23 protein-coding genes and 1 pseudogene are annotated in these 19,937 nt (G+C 70.7%); 15 read left to right on the plus strand and 9 right to left on the minus strand.

The features are described from left to right. Window positions 1-92: 92 nt before the first annotated feature. The gene (locus B446_RS02405; RefSeq protein WP_020937806.1) at window positions 93-1,103 is read right to left on the minus strand and encodes an NAD(P)/FAD-dependent oxidoreductase; all 1,011 of its coding nucleotides are present in this window, start codon (window positions 1,101-1,103) and stop codon (window positions 93-95) included. A 97-nt stretch (window positions 1,104-1,200) separates the two neighbouring features. Here B446_RS02405 and B446_RS02410 point away from each other — a divergent pair, with 97 nt between their 5' ends. The 3 genes from B446_RS02410 (at window position 1,201) to B446_RS02420 (ending at window position 6,320) form a co-directional block, all read left to right on the plus strand. After that, the gene (locus B446_RS02410; RefSeq protein WP_020937807.1) at window positions 1,201-1,794 is read left to right on the plus strand and encodes a helix-turn-helix domain-containing protein; all 594 of its coding nucleotides are present in this window, start codon (window positions 1,201-1,203) and stop codon (window positions 1,792-1,794) included. A gap of 200 nt (window positions 1,795-1,994) precedes the next feature. Further along, complete coding sequence (locus B446_RS02415) at window positions 1,995-2,930, plus strand: class I SAM-dependent methyltransferase (RefSeq protein ID WP_020937808.1); 936 nt, start codon at window positions 1,995-1,997, stop codon at window positions 2,928-2,930. Between the two features lie 360 nt (window positions 2,931-3,290). After that, window positions 3,291-6,320, plus strand: a complete 3,030-nt coding sequence (locus tag B446_RS02420) for a SpoIIE family protein phosphatase (protein ID WP_237751119.1) — start codon at window positions 3,291-3,293, stop codon at window positions 6,318-6,320. 28 nt (window positions 6,321-6,348) lie between these two features. On the opposite strand, the gene B446_RS02425 is transcribed toward B446_RS02420, so the two are convergent. Continuing rightward, window positions 6,349-6,717: a gas vesicle structural protein GvpA gene (locus tag B446_RS02425; RefSeq protein ID WP_043477350.1), complete on the minus strand. Its 369-nt coding sequence runs from the start codon at window positions 6,715-6,717 to the stop codon at window positions 6,349-6,351. Window positions 6,718-6,932: 215 nt separating this feature from the next. On the opposite strand from B446_RS02425, the gene B446_RS02430 reads away from it, so the two are divergent. Both B446_RS02430 and B446_RS02435 read left to right on the plus strand, forming a co-directional pair. Next, the gene (locus B446_RS02430; RefSeq protein WP_043474577.1) at window positions 6,933-7,469 is read left to right on the plus strand and encodes a cysteine hydrolase family protein; all 537 of its coding nucleotides are present in this window, start codon (window positions 6,933-6,935) and stop codon (window positions 7,467-7,469) included. 98 nt (window positions 7,470-7,567) lie between these two features. Further along, a complete protein-coding gene (locus B446_RS02435; RefSeq protein ID WP_020937812.1) occupies window positions 7,568-8,263 on the plus strand; it encodes a DUF899 domain-containing protein in 696 nt (231 codons plus the stop codon). A gap of 189 nt (window positions 8,264-8,452) precedes the next feature. Here B446_RS02435 and B446_RS02440 read toward each other — a convergent pair whose 3' ends face one another. Continuing rightward, window positions 8,453-9,403 carry a helix-turn-helix transcriptional regulator gene (locus B446_RS02440; RefSeq protein ID WP_020937813.1) on the minus strand — a complete coding sequence of 317 codons (951 nt, stop codon included), beginning with the start codon at window positions 9,401-9,403 and terminating at the stop codon, window positions 8,453-8,455. Window positions 9,404-9,473: 70 nt separating this feature from the next. Between B446_RS02440 and B446_RS02445 the strand changes: the two genes are divergently transcribed. Continuing rightward, window positions 9,474-9,860 (plus strand): VOC family protein, encoded by a 387-nt coding sequence (locus B446_RS02445; protein WP_020937814.1) that lies wholly within the window; start codon window positions 9,474-9,476, stop codon window positions 9,858-9,860. Window positions 9,861-9,985: 125 nt separating this feature from the next. Here the strand turns inward: B446_RS02445 and B446_RS02450 are convergent, their stop codons facing one another. Continuing rightward, window positions 9,986-10,357, minus strand: a complete 372-nt coding sequence (locus B446_RS02450; RefSeq protein WP_020937815.1) for a hypothetical protein — start codon at window positions 10,355-10,357, stop codon at window positions 9,986-9,988. 101 nt (window positions 10,358-10,458) lie between these two features. Between B446_RS02450 and sigJ the strand changes: the two genes are divergently transcribed. Further along, window positions 10,459-11,379 carry an RNA polymerase sigma factor SigJ gene (gene sigJ, locus B446_RS02455; protein ID WP_043474580.1) on the plus strand — a complete coding sequence of 307 codons (921 nt, stop codon included), beginning with the start codon at window positions 10,459-10,461 and terminating at the stop codon, window positions 11,377-11,379. A gap of 15 nt (window positions 11,380-11,394) precedes the next feature. Here the strand turns inward: sigJ and B446_RS02460 are convergent, their stop codons facing one another. Next, window positions 11,395-11,775, minus strand: coding sequence for a VOC family protein (locus B446_RS02460; RefSeq protein ID WP_020937817.1), 381 nt, complete (start codon window positions 11,773-11,775; stop codon window positions 11,395-11,397). Between the two features lie 451 nt (window positions 11,776-12,226). Here B446_RS02460 and B446_RS02465 point away from each other — a divergent pair, with 451 nt between their 5' ends. Beyond that, window positions 12,227-12,685 carry a hypothetical protein gene (locus tag B446_RS02465; RefSeq protein ID WP_148305715.1) on the plus strand — a complete coding sequence of 153 codons (459 nt, stop codon included), beginning with the start codon at window positions 12,227-12,229 and terminating at the stop codon, window positions 12,683-12,685. 37 nt (window positions 12,686-12,722) lie between these two features. After that, complete coding sequence (locus B446_RS02470) at window positions 12,723-13,418, plus strand: hypothetical protein (protein ID WP_020937819.1); 696 nt, start codon at window positions 12,723-12,725, stop codon at window positions 13,416-13,418. Between the two features lie 43 nt (window positions 13,419-13,461). On the opposite strand, the gene B446_RS38020 is transcribed toward B446_RS02470, so the two are convergent. From B446_RS38020 to rpmB, 3 genes are all read right to left on the minus strand, one after another. Next, on the minus strand, window positions 13,462-13,677 hold the full coding sequence (locus tag B446_RS38020; protein WP_237751135.1) for a hypothetical protein: 216 nt from the start codon (window positions 13,675-13,677) through the stop codon (window positions 13,462-13,464). A gap of 842 nt (window positions 13,678-14,519) precedes the next feature. Next, entirely contained in the window at window positions 14,520-14,825 is a 306-nt protein-coding gene (gene rpsN, locus B446_RS02475) for a 30S ribosomal protein S14 (RefSeq protein WP_020937820.1), read from the minus strand. Then, window positions 14,825-15,061: a 50S ribosomal protein L28 gene (rpmB, locus tag B446_RS02480; protein WP_020937821.1), complete on the minus strand. Its 237-nt coding sequence runs from the start codon at window positions 15,059-15,061 to the stop codon at window positions 14,825-14,827. Before rpmB ends, rpsN begins: the two co-directional genes overlap by 1 nt. A gap of 81 nt (window positions 15,062-15,142) precedes the next feature. Here rpmB and rpmG point away from each other — a divergent pair, with 81 nt between their 5' ends. The 6 genes and pseudogenes from rpmG to B446_RS02510 all read left to right on the plus strand — a co-directional run. Further along, complete coding sequence (gene rpmG, locus B446_RS02485; protein WP_014150502.1) at window positions 15,143-15,307, plus strand: 50S ribosomal protein L33; 165 nt, start codon at window positions 15,143-15,145, stop codon at window positions 15,305-15,307. 5 nt (window positions 15,308-15,312) lie between these two features. Further along, window positions 15,313-15,570, plus strand: a complete 258-nt coding sequence (locus B446_RS02490; RefSeq protein ID WP_020937822.1) for a type B 50S ribosomal protein L31 — start codon at window positions 15,313-15,315, stop codon at window positions 15,568-15,570. Next, complete coding sequence (locus tag B446_RS02495; RefSeq protein WP_020937823.1) at window positions 15,567-16,736, plus strand: GTP-binding protein; 1,170 nt, start codon at window positions 15,567-15,569, stop codon at window positions 16,734-16,736. The genes B446_RS02490 and B446_RS02495 overlap by 4 nt, the downstream gene beginning before the upstream one ends. A gap of 21 nt (window positions 16,737-16,757) precedes the next feature. After that, window positions 16,758-17,000: a 30S ribosomal protein S18 gene (gene rpsR, locus B446_RS02500; RefSeq protein ID WP_020937824.1), complete on the plus strand. Its 243-nt coding sequence runs from the start codon at window positions 16,758-16,760 to the stop codon at window positions 16,998-17,000. Between the two features lie 444 nt (window positions 17,001-17,444). Beyond that, window positions 17,445-18,389: a permease gene (locus B446_RS02505; RefSeq protein ID WP_337587799.1), complete on the plus strand. Its 945-nt coding sequence runs from the start codon at window positions 17,445-17,447 to the stop codon at window positions 18,387-18,389. Beyond that, a pseudogene (locus tag B446_RS02510) lies at window positions 18,386-19,102 on the plus strand (TIGR03943 family putative permease subunit); the annotation flags it as partial. The gene B446_RS02505 and the pseudogene B446_RS02510, both read left to right, overlap by 4 nt. Window positions 19,103-19,301: 199 nt before the next feature. Here B446_RS02510 and B446_RS02515 read toward each other — a convergent pair. After that, window positions 19,302-19,595, minus strand: a complete 294-nt coding sequence (locus B446_RS02515) for a hypothetical protein (RefSeq protein WP_020937827.1) — start codon at window positions 19,593-19,595, stop codon at window positions 19,302-19,304. Window positions 19,596-19,937 lie beyond the last annotated feature (342 nt).

A 19,937-nucleotide genomic window follows, 5' to 3' on the forward strand; every position in this document is an offset into this window, starting at 1 on the left:
GTATTCATTTCAGCCCGCCAGACCGCTCCCGTACGTCCCCCGACCGGCCCACCGACCGGCTGACCCGCACCTCCACCACCGGACGACACCTATCAGAGCACCGCCTGGCCTCCGGCCGCGGCGAGGGCCGCGTCGGTGTCCGCGGCGACCAGCAGGGCGTTGATGTGGGCGCCGGCCAGGGCGCCGGCGGCCGCTGAGGCGCCGACCTGGGCGACGAGGTCGGTGGCGTTGCCCGCCACCCACACACCGGGCACCTCGGTGTCACCGGCCGTGCCGGAGACGAAGCGGCGGCCCACGCCGTCGGGCAGGTCCTCCATGGGCAGCTTCAGACCCTCCAGCCCCTCGGTGCGGGCCCGCATCCGCGTGGCGACCGCGAGGACGCGCCGTGCCACGAGCCGGCCGTCGGCCAGCCGCACGCCCGCGAGCGCGCCGTCGTCGTCGGTGACGACCTCCCGCACCGGGGTGTCCACGGTGCGGATGCCGCGCGCCGCGAACCGGGCTCGGGAGTCCTCGTCGAGGGCGGTCCCGCCGGTGAAGTAGACCAGGTCCTCGGTCAGTTGGCGGAAGAGGAGGGCGTGGTGGACGGAGGCCGGGCCGGTGGCGAGGATGCCGATGGATTCGTCGCGCACCTCCCAGCCGTGGCAGTACGGGCAGTGCACCACACCGTGCCCCCAGTGCTCGGCGAGGCCGGGGACCTCGGGCAGCACGTCCCGCAGACCGGTGGCCACCAGCACACGGCGCGCGGTGACGCTCCGGCCGTCGGACAGGGTGACGGTGAAACGCAGGTCGCCGTCGGGCGACACCGGCGCGGGTTCGGCCGCGGCCACCTCGCCGAGGACGACGCGGCCGCCGTACTGGCGGACCTGCTCGCGCCCCCGGCCAAGGATCTCGGCCGGCGGGGTGCCGTCCAGGACGATGAATCCGTGCATCGCCTCGGCCGGGGCGTTGCGCGGGGTGCCGCTGTCGATCACGACGACCGAGCGGCGGGAACGGGCCAGCATCAGCGCGCCGTTCAGGCCCGCGGCCCCGCCGCCGATCACCACCACGTCGACGGTGTCGTCGGGAAGGGCGTCGCTCGTGTACGGGGTGGTCGAATCAGCCATGGTCTCCTGCCGTTTCCTCGTGCGTGGCCCCGGACGTTCCGGACCATCCGGATCCGACGCTAGTCCCGCTTTGCACATCAGGCATACAGTGTTGCCCATGACGCAAGAAGACGGTGAGCTGGACGGCCTCGTACGCAAGCGCATCCGGGCTCTGCGCCTCGCGCAGGGCTGGTCGCTGGACGAGCTGGCCACCCGCGCCAACCTCAGCCAGTCCTCGCTGAGCCGCATCGAGAACGGCCGGCGCCGCCTCGCGCTGGACCAACTGGTCATCCTGGCCCGCGCGCTGGGCACCACACTGGATCAGCTCGTGGAGACCGCCGCCGACGACGTGGTCACCGGCCCGACGATCGACGCCGCCCACGGCCTGATGCGCTGGGCCCTGAAAAGCGACCCCGGGGTGAGCGTGATGCGCCGGCGCATGACCGAACCGCCGCCAGAGAACCCGGCGCACATGCGCGCCCACCCCGGGCGTGAATGGCTCGTCGTGCTCTCCGGCACCGCGGTCCTCATGCTGGGTCACCGCCGTTTCCGCATCGAGACCAACCAGGCGGCCGAGTTCCCCACGATGATGCCGCACGCCATCGGCGCCGAGGGCGGCCCCTGCGACATCCTGGGCATCTTCGACCGCGACGCCCGCCGCGGCCACCAGCGCGAGACCGGCGAGGGCGACACCCAGGGCGCCTACGGCTGACCGTCAGGACGTCGGGGGGGCTCTCGGGACGACCGGGCGCCCCCGGGACGTCCGGAGCGAGCGCGCGAAGGCCACTCCTAGCGACCCACGCGGGCCGGTCGGCAGCGAAATCTTGCGCCTCGGGCAGCGCATCCCACGATCCTCTTGCGCACATCGGGAGAAGTCGTGCCACTGACGCATGGCGGTCCTACGGTGACGGCATGGACCACCCGCACACGCCTGCACACACCCCGCAGCACGACACACACCACGATACCCACGACAGCGCTCACCACGGCGCTCGGGATGCCGAGCCCGCCGCCCAGCACGGCCACCAACAGCGGCACGACGCCGACGACCAGGCGGAACTCCTCGACCTCGACGCCGAGGTGCTCGCTGAGCACACGGCCTCCATCACGGCGTGGCTGCCGCTGGAGACCGCCCCCCGGCGGATCGTGGACCTGGGCTGCGGCACGGGCACGGGCACCTTCGCCCTCCTCGACCGCTTCCCCGACGCGCACGTCATCGCCGTCGACTCCTCCGCCGTACACCTGCGGCACCTGCGCAAGAAGGCGTGCGCCCGGGGCCTGGAGCAGCGTGTGCGTACCGTGCAGGCCGACCTCGACGACACCGCATGGCCCGCTCTCGGCTCGCCCGACCTGGTGTGGGCTTCGGCCTCGATGCACCACATGGCCCACCCCGAGCGTGCCCTGCGCAACGTCCGCGAAGCCCTCGCGCCCGGCGGCCTGTTCGCCGTCGTCGAGCTGGCCGGATTCCCGCGTTTCCTGCCCGCGAACGCGCCCGGGGACCGGCCCGGCCTGGAAGAGCGCTGCCATGCCGTGACCGACCGCCTCGACGCCGAGCGCATGCCCCACCGCGGCGCCGACTGGGGTCCGATGCTGACCGCCGCCGGCTTCACGGTCGAGGGCCGACGCACCCTCGCCGTGGCCATCGAGGGCTCCCGCGGCGAGGCGATCGGCCGCTACGCCCTCGGCGGCCTGCGACGCATCCGCGACTTCGTCGCACCCGAGCTCTCCCCCGAGGACCGCACGGCACTCGACCGACTCCTCGACACGGACGGCCCGCACAGCATCCTGCGCCGCGACGACCTGGCGGTACGCACCGAACGCACCGTGTGGGCCGCACGCCGCGCCTGATCCCGGCACGACGTCACACCACCGTGGCCCTGGACACGACCCGACCGGGGCCCGAGCGTGAGGAGTTGACCAGGCATCAGGTGGCGGCCGGCGACCGGTGACCGCGCGCACGGTGCCGGGCCGCCGGCCGCCCGTCGCCCGCGCACCACACCGCCGCGACGACGTGCGGAGGGCGGTGACGGAGAGCGAGAGAACGCCACATACGGTGGTTCCGTTGCGAAAAACCGTAACTCCGTATTGAATCGCCTAAATTTGTTCGGATAGGGATGGAACCGGCGGAGCGGGATCGCCGGGATCCGCGTCGAGGACGTCCGTCCGGGCAAGGAGCCGAGCGGTGAGCGGAGGCGACAGTCGACCGTGATGAATACCAGAGGCAGCGATGCGAACGACATCGGCGCGTCCATACCCCACGCCTCCCGTCCACCGCACCAGCCCTGGGGACTGCGGTCGGTGCCCCCCGTGCGGCCCCTGGAGCGCCACCGCATGCGGATGCGGCTGCTCGACGCCGTGCACGAGGACCGGCGCGATGTCGAGGTCCTCCTGACCGCGCTCCAGCACGCAGTCGCCGAGGTCCGCGGCCTGGGCGGCATGGTGCACCTCCCCGGCGGCGGCATGAGCGGCATCCTCTACCTGGTCGCCGACAGCGGTCTGCCCGAGCCGATGGCACGGCCGTGGCTGATCATCCCGGTCCGGGGCACGGCCCCGCCCAGCATGGCCGCCCGGGACGACGCCCTCGCCTGGCAGCCCGAACTGACCCCGCCCGACCCGGTGCCCGGCCGGGACCCCGCCGCCCTGTGGCCCTCCGGCCTGCCCGCCGGCATCGGTCACCTCGCCGTCCCCCTCCCCGGTGACGGCCGGCGACGCGGCGCGCTGTCCGTCCTCTTCGCCCCGGGTGACCGGCCCAGCGCCGCGGAGTGCGCCTTCCTGGACGAGGTGGCCGCCTGGATGTCCGCCGGACTCAGGTCGTCCGGCACCCTCAATCCGTCCCCCACCCTGGTCCGCGCCCTGGAGGACGGTCCGGGAACACGGGAGGAGCCCCGGCCGGACGCGGCGGGCGGCGCGCCCGCCCTCACGTACACCTGGGACCTGTGCACCGGCGCGCTGACCGCCGACCGGCCCGTCGAGGACGTGCTCACCGGCATCGACCCGGGCGTGATGAGCGGCGGCATCGAGGCGTGGGCGGCCCTTATCCACCCCGACGACCTGCCGGGAGCCGTAGCCGGCTTCGACACGGGCATCCAGCTGCGCGGCGGCTTCCAGAACGAGTACCGCATCCGGCGCCAGGACGGCACGTACCTCTGGATCGAGGCCCGCGCCCGGACGCTCACGGACGACGAGGGCAACCCGGTCATGGTGGCCGGCACCCTCCGCGACAGCAGCGAGACGCACGCCGCCGCCGAATCCGTGGGACGGGCACTGCGGCACATGAGCGACGGCTTCGTCGCCCTGGACGCGGACTGGCGCATCGGGTTCCTCAACCCCGCCGCCGAGCGGCTCCTCGGCGCCGCCGGCGAGGTGGCCGGGGCCCTGCTCTGGAACATCCCCGCGGTACGCGCCGTACCGGAGCTGGAACACCTGTGCCGCGCCACGGCGGCCGAGGGCCGGCCGGCCGAGTTCGACGTGCCGGGCCCGGAGGGGACGTCCTGGTACCACCTGCGGCTGGTGCCGGTGCCCGAGGGCCTCACGCTCTACATCACGGACACCACCGAGCGGCACCTGCGGGAGGCCGAGCGGGTCGCCGCCGAGCGCGCGGCCGCCGAACGGGCGGCCCTGGTGCAGCGGGTCACGCGGGAGCTGGCCGAGGCCGTCACGGCGCAGGACGTGATGGCGGCGGTGGCCGACGGTGTGACGGCACCCCTCGGCGCGACCGGGCTCGTCATGCTCGGCGTGGCGGGCGACCGGCTCGCCGTCATCGGCTCCCAGGGCCATCCCGACCGCTTCTGCCGACTGCTGGACGGCATGTGGACGGTGGGGGACGCCACGAACCCGGTGGCGGACGCCCTGCGCACCCGCACCCCGCTCTGCGTCTCCTCCCCCGAGGAGATCGTCCAGCGCTATCCCGGCACCGGAACCCTGCTCCGCGAGGGCGGCGAACAGGCGTGGGCGATCCTGCCGCTGGCGGTGTCGGGGCGCGAGATCGGCGCGGCCGTGATCTCCTTCGACCGGCCCCGGACCCTGGACGACGACGAACGCACCCTGCTGACCGCGCTCAGCGGCCTGATCGCACAGGCCCTCGAACGGGCCGGGCTCTACGACGAGGCGACCACCCGCGCCCGTACCCTCCAGCGCAGTCTGCTGCCGCAGGCCCTGCCCGAACTGCCCGAGGTGACCACCGCGGCGCGCTACCAGCCGGCCACCCACGGAGCCGACGTCGGCGGCGACTGGTACGACGTCATCCCGCTCTCCGCCGCCCGCGTGGCGCTCGTGATCGGCGACGTCATGGGCCACGGCATGGCCGAGGCCGCCACCATGGGCGGCCTGCGCACGGCCGTCCGTACCCTCTCGGAATTGGAACTGCCCCCCGACGAGATTCTCGGCCACCTCAACGACATCGTCGGCGAACTGGGCACCGACGCCTTCGCGACCTGCCTGTACGGCGTCTGGGACCCGGTCACCCGCCGCCTGTCCTACGCCAGCGCCGGCCAGCCGCCCCCGGCGGTGGCCCACCCCGACGGAACCGTCGCGTTCCTGCCCATGGCCCCCGACCCGCCCCTGGGCGTGGCCGCTCCCCCCTTCGAGACCCTGGAGACCGTGCTGCCCGAAGGCAGCCTGCTCGCCCTGTACAGCGACGGACTGGTGGAGAGCAAGGACCGGGACGTCACCACCGGCATGAACCACCTCGCCGCGCTGCTGTCGCGGTCCGTACGCAGCATGCCCGCCTCACCGGCGGAGCCCTTCGACCTGGACGCGCTCTGCGCCTCCCTGACGTCCGCCCTCCTGCCCTCCCACGGCGCGATGGTCGACGACGCCGCCCTGCTGCTGGCCCGTCCGCACCCGCTGGACGCGCGGAACATCGCCGAATGGCCGCTGCCGGAGGACCCCATGGCGGCGGGCCAGGCCCGCGACCTGGTCCGCGCCCAGCTCACCGACTGGCACCTCTCCGACGAGGACCTGCTCATGACCACCGAACTCGTGGTCAGCGAGCTGGTAGGAAACGTCGTCCGGCACGCCTGCGGCCCCATCCGGCTGCGCATGCTCCGCGGCCGCGCACTGATCTGCGAGGTCTCCGACGCCAGCCTGACCACACCCCACATCCGCCACACCTCGGCCACCGACGAGGGCGGCCGCGGTCTGCAGCTCGTCTCCGCGCTCTGCCAGCGCTGGGGCACGCGCCACACGCTCACCGGCAAGTCCATCTGGACCGAACAGCCCCTGCCCGCGGACGGCTGACCGGGCACGGGGCGTCGGCAGGGCCGGCCTACTTCTGCTGACCCTCCTCGCGGGCCTGCCGGAAGGCGTCGGAGATCGTCTCGGCGGCACCGGACAGTGCGCCCTTGGTCTTGCCGCGGGCGCCGGACTCCATCATCTTGCCGGTGAGCTCGGTCAGTCCGGCCGGCTTGCGCGGGCCCGCCTCCAGGTCGAGGCGGTTGCACGCCTCGGCGAAACGCAGGTACGTGTCGACACTGGCCACGACGATCCGTATGTCGATCTTGAGGATCTCGATTCCGACCAGGGAGACGCGGATGAACGCGTCGATCACGAGTCCCCGGTCCAGAATGAGTTCCAGGACGTCGTAGAGGCCGCTGGAACCACCGCCGCCACCACTCTGCTGCGTCGCCACCGTCATCGCCATCAACCCCTTGCCCTCGTCGTACGGCCGCCCCTGCCAAGCCCCTCGCCCGGCATCCGGTCACACGGCCGACCGGCGACGGGCACGTCTGCTAGCGCGGGTAACCGCTCCCGGGGCCGAGCAAACAATCGTGCGAAGGAGGGGGAGCCGGTCACGCCGGGGACGGGACGGGCAGGAGTTGCCTCACGTCAGGCGCGTGAAACCCTGACAGGGTGAGCAAGACAGCTTTGATCGTCATCGACATGATCAACACGTACGACCACGAGGACGCCGAGCTGCTGATCCCCTCGGTGGAGCCGGTCGTGCCGGTGATCGCCGACCTGCTGGAGCGCGCACGGGGCCACGGCATGCCGGTCATCTACGTCAACGACAACTTCGGCGAGTGGCGCTCCCACCACGGCGAACTTCTGGATCACGCCCTGAGCGGGCCCCACGCCGATCTGGTCGACCCGCTGAAGCCGGACGCGGACTCGCTGTTCGTGCTCAAGGCCCGCCATTCGATCTTCTACGAGACGCCCCTGACCTATCTGCTGCATCAGCAGGGCATCCAGCGGCTCGTGCTGTGCGGCCAGGTCACCGAGCAGTGCGTGCTCTACTCCGCCCTGGACGCCCACATCCGGCACTTCGACGTCGTCGTCCTCGAGGACGCCGTGGCCCACATCCACGAGGATCTCGCGAAGGCGGCGCTCCGCATGATGGAGCGGAACATGGGGGCGCGGATCTGCGGGAGCCGGGATCTCTGGGCTTGAGTCCCGGGCGGCGACGCGTGCACCGATGAGTTCCGGGGCCCGCCGGAGTCCGCATCCGTGCAAGGGAACGGCTGTGGAACGAACTCTGTGAGGTACCCATGACCAACGACGCACTGCCGCCCGTCGTCGACACGGCGACCTGGGAGCACCGGCTCGCCGCGCTGCGGGCCCGGGAGAAGGCCGCGACGCGGGAGCTCGACGCCGTCGCCGCCGAGCGTCGTCGCCTGCCGATGGTCGAGATGCCCGACTACGTCCTCGAGGGCGAGGACGGCCCCGTACGGCTGGCGGACGTCTTCGAAGGCAAGCGGCAACTGATCGTCTACAACCACATGTGGTTCGCGGGCAAGGAGTGGCAGTGCCCCGGCTGTACGGGGTTCACCTCCCAGTACACCCGCCTGGACTTCCTGGACGACTACGACGCGCGGTTCGTCATCGTCACCCAGGGTCCGATCAAGGAGGCGCTGGCCTACAAGGAGCGGGTCGGCAACCGGATGACGTGGTACTCGACCGCCGACAGCCCGTTCGGGACCGACGTCGGCGCGCCGCCCGGCGGGGGCTTCGCCGTCAACGTCTTCCTGCGCGACGGCGACACCGTCTACCGCACGTGGCACACGGACGGCCGCGGCACGGAGCAGCTCAGTCACTCCTTCGCGCTGATCGACGTCCTGCCGTACGGACGTCAGGAGGAGTGGCAGGACTCCCCCGAGGGCTGGCCGCAGTCGCCGACGTACAGCCGGTGGGCTTCGTCGCAGGACATCGCGGCGCGGTACGGGCCGGGGGCCGAGGGGCGCTGAGGGAGCCCGGGTGGCGGGTGGGACCGGTCGGCTCGTGCGGGGCAAGGGCCGGGGCCGGCGGCCGGCGTAACCTTCCTGCGGCTGGGGCGTTGAGCAGGGCACGCGCGCGGACGTCACCCCCCTCCGTCGACGCGTGCGGAGACGAGGGGCCCGAACCCCGCCCGGCATCGGGCCCCTCCCACTCCCGGCTCACTCGTGGGCCTCGAGGAGTTCCCGGGTGCGGCGCAGCAGGGCCTGCCGTACGGAGTCCGGGGCGAGGACGCGCAGCGGGGTGCCCAGGCCGAGGAGGTAGCGGGCGAGGCCGTCCGGGTCGGGGCCGCCTATGTCGACGAGGGTGGCTTCCGGGCCGTCGGGGCGGTGGGTGCCGACCGTCGCGGGGACGACGCGTAGCGCCGCTTCCATGGGCAGGGGCAGGCGGACGGTCGCGGACAGCGGGTAGGGGCCGTTGGCCGTGTTCCGGGAGACCAGCCACGCGGCGTCGGGCGGGTCGGTGAGGTCGGCCGGTCGGCCGGTGGGCTGGAGGCGGTCGATGCGGTCGGCGCGGAAGGTTCGCCACTGGTCGCGTGCCACGTCGCGCGCGACGAAGTACCAGCGGCGGTTGGTGCGGACGAGGCGGTAGGGGTCGACGTCCCGGAGCGTGGCCCGTCCCTCGGCGTCGACGTACGACAGCCGGGCGCGCTCGCCGGCGCGGCAGGCGAGGGCGAGTTCGAGCAGGAGGCCGGTTCTGATCCGTGGCCCGTCGGCCGCGGGGAGGCTGACGAAGGCGTCGTCCAGTGCGCCCAGTCGCTCGGCGATCCGCCCGGGCAGTACCTGGCGCAGCTTGAGCAGGGCCGACAGCGCGGCCTGGTCACTCCCCAGGGCGTCGCCCTGCGCCGCCTCCCGCAGTCCGACCGCGACGGCGAGCGCCTCCTCGTCGTCGAGGATCAGCGGCGGCACCCGGGTGCCGGCACGGAGGCGGTAGCCGCCCCAGGGGCCGGGTTCGGAGTCGACGCTGTAGCCGAGTTCACGGAGCCGGGAGATGTCCCGGCGGACCGTGCGGTCCGTGACCTGGATGCGTTCGGCGAGTTCGGCGCAGGTCCACGACGGCCGGGAGGACAGCAGCGACAGCAGTCGCAGGAGGCGGGCGGAGGAGCCGATCACGGGGGAAGTTTTCCACACCGGGCCACGACCAGGACCGTAGCTGTCCGGGTCACGGCCTAGCGTTCCCCGCATGAGCACCCACACCGGTTCCGCACCCGAGTTCCGCTACGCCGCCGTCACCCTCGACTGCGCCGACACGGCCGTGATGGCCCGCTTCTACGGCGAACTGCTGGGCATGTCGGCGCTGTTCACCAGCGATGACTTCACCCTGATCGGCAAGGACGGAGCGACCCCTCTCGGCTTCAACCGCCTGCCCGACCACCGCCCGCCCACCTGGCCCGACCCGGCCCAGGAGAAGCAGGCGCACATCGAACTGGGCGTCGACGACCTGGACACCGCCGAGCAGCGCCTCTTCGAACTCGGCGCTTCCAAGCCGGAGTTCCAGCCGCAGCCCGAGCGCTGGCGGGTGTTCCTCGACCCCGCCGGCCATCCGTTCTGCATCACGACGTTGGTCTGACCGGGTGTACAGGTGCCCCTGGGCCACGGGGGCGACGACCGCTGACGGACGGGTCGGGACGCTGTGGCGCGGGGTGGCGGTTCACGCCCCCGTCACCGCCGTCAGCGCGGGTCACGGTGCGGACCTCAGCGTCGGGTCAGTGCCAGCACACTGAGGCCGAACATCAGGACGCCCAGCGGAAGATGGACGGACGGCACGTGGGCGATGCCGAGGACGACCTGGACCGAGGCGAGCACGAGGAAGCCCGCGGCCTGCCAGACGGGCCGGGGCGAGCCGCCGCCCGGCTTCCAGGCCAGCACGGCCGCGAGGACGTACAGCATCGAAGCCCCGTACATCACACGGGCTCCGACGCTGTGCAGCGTCTCCCCGTAGGACGCGGTCAGCAGGAGCCCCGCGGAGACCGCCTGGAGAAAGATGGTCAGGGTCTGCAGGGCGATCGCGATACGCAGGAACGAGGTGATGCGCCGGGTGGTCGCCGTCTTCGTCCGGGTGGCCATGTGACAGTCCCCTTTTCCGCCCTCGGGCAGTTGATCGATAAGGTCTCACCCGTCCGACGACGCGGGACCGCGAAAGGTAAGGCGAGGGGGCGGCCGGAAGCATGGGAGGTGTCGTGACCGGCACCGACGGGATCGCCGGTGAGCGCAGTCAACTGATCAACGTCGCTTACCGGTTGCTGGGTTCGGTGAGCGAGGCCGAGGACGCGGTGCAGGACGCCTACGCACGCTGGTACGGCCTGCCGCAGAGCCGGCGGAAGGACATCCTCTCCCCCGGTGCCTGGCTGACGACGGTGACCGGCCGTATCTGCCTGGACCTGCTCGGTTCGGCGCGGGCCCGTCGTGAACGCTACGTCGGCGCGTGGCTGCCCGAGCCGCTGCCCGACCGTGCCGAGTGGGGCCCCGCAGGCGGTGCCGGGGCCACGGGGCCCGGGGACCCCGCCGATCAGATCGTCCTGGACGAGTCGGTGTCCATGGCGTTCCTCGTGGTCCTGGAGTCGATGACGCCCGCCGAGCGGGTGGCCTTCGTGCTGCACGACGTCTTCCGGTACCCGTTCGCCGAGATCGCCGGCGTCGTCGGGCGGACCCCCGCCGCGTGCAAGCAGCTGGCGGCCTCCGCCCGGCGGCGGGTGGACGTCTCGCGGGATCCTGTCGCGGCGGACGGCCGGGCGGACGTGGTCAGGCGCGTCAAGGAGGCGTGGGAGACCAAGGACATCGCGGCCCTCGTCGGTGTCCTCGACCCCGCTGCCGTGATGACCGCCGACGGCGGCGGCATGGTCGGCGCGGTGCCGCGCCCGGTCGAGGGCGGTGCGCGCATCGCGCAGTACATGGTCGCCATCGCCGACAAGGCCCCGGGTCTCGTGCTCCTGGAGCGGTCGGTCACCGGGGTACCGGGTCTGGTGGCCGAACGGGACGGCGTCGTCATGACCGTGGCCTCGTTCGACGTCTCCGACGGTCGGGTCACCCGGATCTGGGCGGTCCGCAATCCGGAGAAGCTGCGGCCGTGGGCGGCGCGGCGGGACTGAGCACCTGCGGCACCGTCACACCGGGGCGATGCGGGCCTTGAGCAGGCAGAACACGTTGCCCTCGGGATCGGCGAGGACGTGCCAGGGCTCCTCGCCGGTCTGGCCGATGTCGGCCGGACGCGCCCCGAGCGTCAGGAGGCGTTCCAGCTCGGCGTCCTGATCGCGGTCCGTGGCGTTGACGTCGATGTGCAGCCGGGGCTTTCCCTCCTCCGGTTCCTCCGTGCGGCTGAGGAAGATCGTCGGCTGCGGGCCGCCGGCTCCCTCGGGCGGGCCGATCTCGACGCCGCCGTCCTCTTCGCGGCCGAGCACGGCGAAGTCCAGGACGTCACACCAGAACCGCGCCAGGGCCTCGGGGTCGCGGCAACCGAGCACGAGTTCACCGATTCGCGATGCCATGGACGAAACCTATCCCCGGCGTGGGTCTGTTCGAGCGGAGGACCGGCCGGCCGTGGCCCTTGCGGCGGTGGCTGATGGAGCACGGCCGGTCGGTCGGGGGCGGTCGGTCAATCGGTCAGCCGGTCGGCCGGTCAGCGCCTGATTCGGTCAGCCGGTCAGCGGACTCGGATGAACAGCACGTCGTATCCGCTGTTGGTGCTGCGGTTCTTGACGTAGACGCCGTCGGATCCGCCGTCGGGATTGCCGAACAGTCACACAACCTCAGTCGACTTCCAGAACGTCACCTGCTCCGGCGCAACAACGTCGCAGCTCACGACGGGAGACCCCAACCATCGGCGGAAACGACGGCGGCAGCTTCACCAACGCCGTCAAGAACTGCTACGTGGTCGTCGTATGCAAGAGGAACGACTACACGGGAAAGATCGACCAAGCGGTCGCCGATACCGGAACCGTGATCGACGAGATCGCCAACGCCGCACCGAACGCCCAGATCGTTCTCATGGGCTACCCCCACATCGTCGGCGACAGCCAGTGCTGGGCAGGCGACTTCGATACTCTGAACTACCTGGCCGACTACATGCGCGACAAGCAGAAAACCAAGATCGACGAGCTAAAAAGGAGCGGCACCAAGGTGGCGTTCGCCGATCCCGTCCCCGCGTTCAAGGGTCACGGGTTGTGTGACAGCGACGAATGGATCAACGGAGTAGTGGCAGGTCCCCATGGGGACGGCGACTTCCACGACGGAGACCCCGCCAACCAGGCTCCCTGCATCACCAAGCCGGGGCAGAACACCTGCCTCAGCCTTGAACCATTCCACCCGAGAAATGCGGGAACGACGGGTTACGCGCAGGTCATGGGCCAGGCTCTGACCGACATCGGATACAAGGGCGCTAATGCAGTCCCTTCATAGGCGCGGTCGGGTGGTCATGGCACGGCTGGAGCCTGCCATGACCACCGGCTGTCTGACCGTCCTGGTCGTGGTGATCGCCGTGCTCAGCACCGTACTCGGCGCGTTGTGGTACTGGACCCGCCACACCGACACGGTCAATGTCGAGCACCGGCAGCAGGCTTTGCAAGCGCTCGACGAACAACTCCGCCGAACGAAGAACGACACCATACATGCCCTCGACAATGAAAGCTCCGGTGATCCGGACGTACTCACAGCCGTGATCCACCAGCACACGGGCGCTCCCGTAATCTCGTACGACGCGTCCCGTCACGCGTTCAGGGCTCGCATGGTCAAACGGGTCGAGTACGAGTCCAGGACACTCTTCGGCACCAGCGAGGGCGTGATCGACAGATGCCTCGACTACACCTACGCCCCCGCTGAAAACCGCGGTTGGACGTCAACGATGTCCGTCTTGAAGGACGACACCTGCGCCCCCTCCGACTCGGTCGGCAGCGCCGCTCGGATCGCCGCCCAGCGTGTCGCTGCCTTGGATGCGTCGGAGCTGACTCGCATTGGATTGCGGAGGGCACTCACGCCCTACCGGCGGTTCCTCACGGTCAACGCCGTCACGAGAACCGGAGGCACGGTGAGGGTGTCGGTCATGGTGTCGGAAGAGTCCACCCGGCAGTGCTATCGGATCACGCGCAGCGGTTCACAGGTCCTGTCCGTGCCCGCACAAACCTGCCAGGGTTAAGGGAACGTCTTCGCCCGTGCCCGCGTAATCGACCCAGTGGGACCTAACGCCACCGCAGGGCCGCACTGGGAGCTCTCTTCAGCCGCCCGAGCACCCTTCGCGCACTCAAAGCCCTCGACGCAGCAGAGCGAGTTTTTCTCCATCTGATGCGCCGGACGGCTTCCCGCAGCCGGTCGTGCAGTTCGGTTGCCAGTCCCGTGTCCCGCCAGCGGGCGAAGGAGGCGTAGACGCGCGGCCAGGGCGGGAAGTCCGCGGGCATCGCCTGCCACTTGATGCCGTTGTCGACGAGATAGCGCACTGCGTCGATTCGGCATCGCTCATGTCCGAGCCGTATCGGGGCCGGCGCTGCGGCCGGTCGACCGCGTTCCCGAACCTGTGGGCGAGGCAGTCACACCCACGAGTGAACGAAGTGGACTCGACGACCACGACCACGCGACACTTTCGACAACAGGGCCTCTGCTTCTCGCTGGACTCGACATCCGCGAGCTACCAAGAGGCCCTTCCTTCATGCCCTCGCCCCGGACAACTCATCCGAACCAGGCTCCCGTTCGAACCTGTGCGACCGCGCGAGCGGATAGAGAACAGGCAGTAACGCCACCGGCCTGGAGCGGCTGCGCCACCTGCTGACCATCCCGATCAGCTGACCACTCACGTCCCACCCTCAGCGCCCCCGAGCCCCGGCCACATGCCCCACGCCGGGTCTTGCGTGGCTTGTCCCCATCCCAGGCAGTGTCGGCTTGCCGGAAGGACGCTCCCGCCCCCTCCCCCTGGGGGTGTGGTCGAGCCCCCGGCTGTCGGGCCGCCCTCACCCGTGCCCCCTGGGCGGCCCGGCACCCCAGCCACCCGCGACGCACGCGACGGGAGAAGGCTCAGTGCCGGAAGCCCTGTCGGCTGAGTTGGGACGGTCGGTACGGCCCCGGGTCCCGCACGCGGAAGCCCTCCGCGTGCGGGGTACGCCGTACCCACCCTGCTCGTTGCAGAACGCCACGAGCCGGTGCCGCCGCCCGCCCCCGTTCAAAGTGGCGGAAGGCGCGTTCGGAACCGGGCACAGATTCGGGCTGCGTCGCCGATGCGCCCGTTGTGAGCCCCTGGCGTGCCGGGTTACCAACTGCTTTTGGTCACGCCAGGGAGCTCGCCCGCGTGGGCCATCTCGCGTACGCGGATGCGGGATAGGCCGAAAGTGCGCAGGTAGCCGCGGGGGCGGCCGTCCACGGAGTCGCGATTGCGCAGGCGGGTGGCGCTGGCGTCGCGGGGCTGCCGGCGCAGTTCCCGCTGGGCGGCGGCGCGGTCCTCGTCGGAGCTTCCGGGGAACGCGATGATCGCCTTCAATGCGGCGCGGCGCGCGGCGTATCGGGCCACGATGAGGCGCCGCTGCTCGTTCTTCGCGATCTTGCTCTTCTTCGCCATCAGACCTTCCCTCCACGGGCGCGGATGCGGGCCACCGCGGCCTCGATACCGATGGTGTCGACCGTCTTGATGCCCTTGGCCGAGAGCGTGAGCCGGACGTGGCGGCCTTCGCTCGGCAGCCAGTAGCGCTTGCTCTGGATGTTCGGGTCGAAGCGGCGCTTGCTGCGCCTGTGCGAGTGGGAGATGTGGTGGCCGAAGCCGGGCTGTCGGCCGGTGAGTTGGCAGTGGGCGGACATGGCTGTTCCTCCTTTGGGTGGGTGCAGCAGCACACTAGCGCCAGATGAAAATGAAAATCAATCTCTTGTATGGTGCTGTCCATGGCCCGCAACGAACTACGCCCGATCATCAAGCTGAGGTCCACCGCCGGTACCGGCTACACCTACGTGACCCGCAAGAACCGTCGTAACAACCCCGACCGGCTCACCCTGCGCAAGTACGACCCGGTCGCCGGCCGCCATGTCGACTTTCGTGAGGAGCGCTGAAAGCCGTGAAGCCCGGAATCCACCCTGAGTACCGCCCGGTCGTCTTCCGTGACCGGGCCGCCGACTACGCCTTCCTCACCCGGTCCACGGCCACGAGCGACAAGACCATCGCTTGGGAGGACGGCAACACCTACCCGGTCATCGACGTCGAGGTCTCCTTGGCGAGCCACCCCTTCTACACCGGCGCCCAGCGGGTCCTGGACACCGCGGGGCGGGTCGAGCGCTTCGAGCGGCGGTACGGAAATGGACGGAGCGAGCAGTGAACCGGGACGAGGTACGGCTGCCGGTCGCGATCGTCGCCGGGTTGCACGCCGACGCCCGCCGGGCCGCCGTAGAACAGATCCTGCGTACGGTCCCCGGCTCTGTCGCGCTGCACCACGACCTGACATCCGCCGTCGACAGCGCGGTGCACCGGACGGTGCGCGATGCCCACGGCCTGCTGGGCAGTGGCGACGCACCCCTGGTGAACGACTGCGCGTGCTGCGCGCTGCGCGAGGATCTCGTCCCCGAACTGCTACGTCTCGCGCAGGAGGGCAGGCATCGTCTGGCCGTGGTGGAACTGTGGGATTCCGTCGAGCCGCAGGCCATGGCTGGAGTCATCGCCGCCGCGGGCGCACCGCTGGCGCTGACCGGGGTCGCCACCGCGGTCGACCCGGCACTCGTCCTGCCGTACCTGGCCAACGGCGACGACCTGGGCGACGTCGGCCTCGCGGCCGCTCCGACCGACCAGCGCACGGTCGCTGACACCTTCGCCCGGCAGCTGGAGTACCCCACGGTGATCGCCCTCGGCGACGGTACTTCTTGCGACGAGGCCGCCGACGACGCCGACCACGCGCTGCTCGCCCAGCTCACACCAGGCGCACGAAGCGTGCGGGTGGAAAGCGACGGTGCCCTGGGGGCAGCGCTGTTGGCGGGCTTCGACGTGGCGGCGGCCGCCGCCCGTGTGCATCCAGCATGCGCGCTGCTGCCGCAGTCGTGCGACGAGCACGGTGTGAGATCCTTCGTCTGGTGGCGCGAACGGCCCTTCCATCCGCAGCGCCTGTACGCGGCGCTTGAGGACCTCACCTGCGCCGCCGCGCGCAGCCGGGGGCGGTTCTGGCTGGCGGACCGCCCCGACACCCTGTTGTCCTGGGACGCCGCCGGCGGCGCGCTGTGCGTGGAGTCGGCCGGGCCCTGGCTGGCAGCTCTGCCCGACGCCGCCTGGGAGATGGTGCCCGCCGAGCGCCGTCTCGCCGCCTCCGTGGACTGGCACCCGGAACACGGCGACCGCTGCCAGTACCTCACCTTCACCTCGCCCGGCCTGGACTGCGACGGCCTGTCGGCCCTGCTCGATTCATGCCTGCTCACGGACGAGGAGTACGCGGCGGGCAGGGACCGCTGGAAGCAACTCCCGCACGCCTTTGACGACTTGCTCGACCGCGTGACCTGAAGAGAGAGGACCGACCTCACCATGTCCCGACGCACAAGCATCCGGCGTCAGACCGCCAGGCGTCAGCGCATCAACCCGCTGGACGCCGCCGGCATCACCTATGTCGACTACAAGGAAACCGAATTGCTGCGGAAGTTCGTCTCCGACCGCGGCAAGATCCGCAGCCGTCGGGTGACCCACGTGACGCGTCAGCAGCAGCGGCAGATAGCGCAGGCCATCAAGAACGCACGCGAGATGGCGCTACTGCCCTACGGCTCTCGATAGGGCGACGGCCACGTGCGGGAGGCATCAGAAGCACTGCGGCTTCTGATTTTCCTACGTGGTCTCGGAGGCGCCGGCTCCTTCCGTCACGCCCGGTACCGGTAGCGGATCCGGCCGCGGGTGAGGTCGTAGGGGCCGGCGTTCCAGGCTGCAGCGGGTGGCATCGCTGGACAGCACGCGCAGCAGCCGGCCGCGTTCCTGCCGAACGGGAGAACTCAGGGCTCCCGCATCCGGACGGAGGCCGGAGCTCTCGGGGGGATTGTTCGAAATCCCATGATTTGGTCATGACGGCGTGGGGGCGGGTCTCGGACGGCTCACTCGCCTATCTTCGTCGCGTATCCGATATTTGGAGTAGAAATGCCAAAAGCGGATGGAGTGATTGATGCGGTCGGAGGGGCGGCGGCAGTAGCCGTTCGTAGGCCTGAACGTCGCCGCATCTCATGGCCGATGGTGGCCGGAAGCCTGGCAGTCGTGAGTGTGGCTGTCCTGGGTCCGGCGGCTTGGGGCGCTCAGTGGCTCAGTCATCCCGCCGTCCAAGCCTGGCGCACGGTGTGCCTTGCCATCACTGTTCAGGCGCTTCCCTTTCTCCTCTTGGGCACGGTTCTGTCCGGCGCGATCAATGCGTTCGTACCCGCCGAGCTGTTCACGCGGGTCCTGCCGAAGCGACCCACGCTCGCGGTTCCGGTGGCCGGCGTGGCAGGCGCCGTGCTACCCGGCTGCGAGTGCGCCTCCGTGCCGGTCGCGAACAGCCTGATGTGCCGGGGTGTCGCCCCGGCCGCCGCCTTCGCTTTTCTGCTCTCCGCGCCCGCGATCAACCCGGTGGTACTGACCGCCACCGCTGTGGCCTTCCCCGGCAGTCCGGCGATGGTCGTGGCCCGGCTGCTTGCCTCGCTCGCGACCGCCGCCGCGATGGGCTGGTTGTGGCTCTGGCTGGGCCGGGAGGAATGGCTGCGGCCGACCGTCCGGCACACCGGTCACCGGCACGGTCACAGCCGGTGGACCGAGTTCCGTCTCGGCTTCCAGCACGACCTCCTGCACTCCGGAGGCTTCCTCGTCCTCGGCGCCATGGCGGCGGCCACCTTCAACGTGACCGTGCCGCGCTCCGTCCTCGACACCTTCTCCGGATCGCCCGGGTGGTCGGTCCTCTTCCTGGCCGGACTGGCTGTGGTGCTGGCGGTGTGCTCGGAGGCCGACGCTTTCGTCGCGGCATCGTTGACCGGGTTCTCGCCGACCGCGCGGCTCGCGTTCATGGTGGTCGGGCCGATGGTCGACCTGAAGCTGATCGCGCTTCAGGCAGGTACGTTCGGGCGGGAGTTCGCCTGGCGTTTTTCCACTGCGACCACCGTGGTGGCGGTCGCCGCCAGCGCACTGATCGGAGGCGCGCTGCTGTGAGACGCCCCGTACAGGCCTCGCTCCTGGTCCTGACCGGCGCCGGTCTGCTGCATTCCGCTCTCCTCACCGACCGCTACCTGCGGTACGTCAAGGAAGGGCTGCGCCCGCTGCTGATCATCTCCGGCTTCCTGCTGGTGCTACTCGGCCTGGCGGGGGCGGTGCTCGACCGGGGACGGGATGAGCATGCCGACGACGGGCACGGTCACTCCGGCGCACCGCGCATCGCCTGGCTGCTGTTCCTGCCCGCGCTGAGCCTGCTCCTCTACGCCCCGCCGGCCCTCGGCGCGTACACCGCGGCACGCTCGAACGACAAGGCGGTCAAGGAGCACAACCAGTTCGCTCCACTGCCCGCGACCTCACCGCTGCCCATGACCCTCACGGACTTCACCGCCCGCGTCCGCCAGGACCGCGCACGTGCCATCAAGGGCCGCACCATTCTGATGACCGGCTTCGTCACCCCGGCCGAGCGGGGGGACGGCTGGTATCTGACCCGGATCATCTTCACCTGCTGTGCGGCGGACTCGCAGTCCGTGAAGGTGCGGATGTACGGGACTCAAGCCCCACCCGCCAACACCTGGCTGGCGGTGACCGGCACCTGGCATCCGAAGGGCACGCTCGGCACGAGGACCGCCGAAGCCGCCCTCGACATCCACGGCACCAGACCGATGACCCCACCCGTCAATGCCTACACGGACGACCTACCGCTCACACCCGACTCAGCAGCCGGCAGTGAGCTTAGTCCTGCCCGCGTTCTTGCCGGTCTTGATGCTGAGCTTGCCCGCGATCGACCGGGTCGCACCCCAAGGTCGTCGTCTCGGTCGGCGGTCAGGGGCGTGGGGTGACAGCTGGTTGCTGCCACCCCGGCCGGTGCTTACAGGCCCCGTGAGCGGGCTCTGTCGGCCGCTGTGTCCGTCAGTTGTAGACGGCCCAGGCCAGTTGCTGGGAGTTGGTCTGGGCGGGGCAGGACGCCTTGCCCTGGTTGAGCTGGGCGGAGAAGACGTTGACGTCGACGCCGCAGAACGCGGCGGCCACCGGCACGGACACGTTCTGCAGCAGCACGACCTGGTTGCCGTTGAGCAGGTTGTTGGCCTCGACGTTGACCAGGCTGCCGTGGGCCGGCGTGGCCAGTGCTGGGGCCGCGGCCGAACCGATGATCGCGGCGCCGGCCAGCACCGCGGCGGCGATGGCCTTCTTCACCTTGAGCATGAGCGTTGTCCCTTCCGAACGGTCGAGCAGGAACTGCGGTGGCTGGCCAGCCGTCCGGAAACTTATCCCGTGGCCGGATTAGGCGACTATCACCCCTCCACGCCGATACGCCGGTATCCGCCACATGTCGTGGGCGCCTGACCGGCACTCACCAGGCCGGAGCTCCGCACATATCGGGCATTTTGGTGGTGGGGGAAACGTCAATGCGGTAGGCGGAAAGGCAATGGACTGGGCCAATGGTCCCCGGACACGTTGACCGACAACGTTCGCTTACATGGACAACCTTCAAAGCCCAGACCGAACGGACCGCTGTGAGAGCGGCCCGCACGCAATCACCACGGC

Source organism: Streptomyces collinus Tu 365, assembly GCF_000444875.1.
Classification (GTDB): Bacteria; Actinomycetota; Actinomycetes; order Streptomycetales; family Streptomycetaceae; genus Streptomyces; species Streptomyces collinus_A.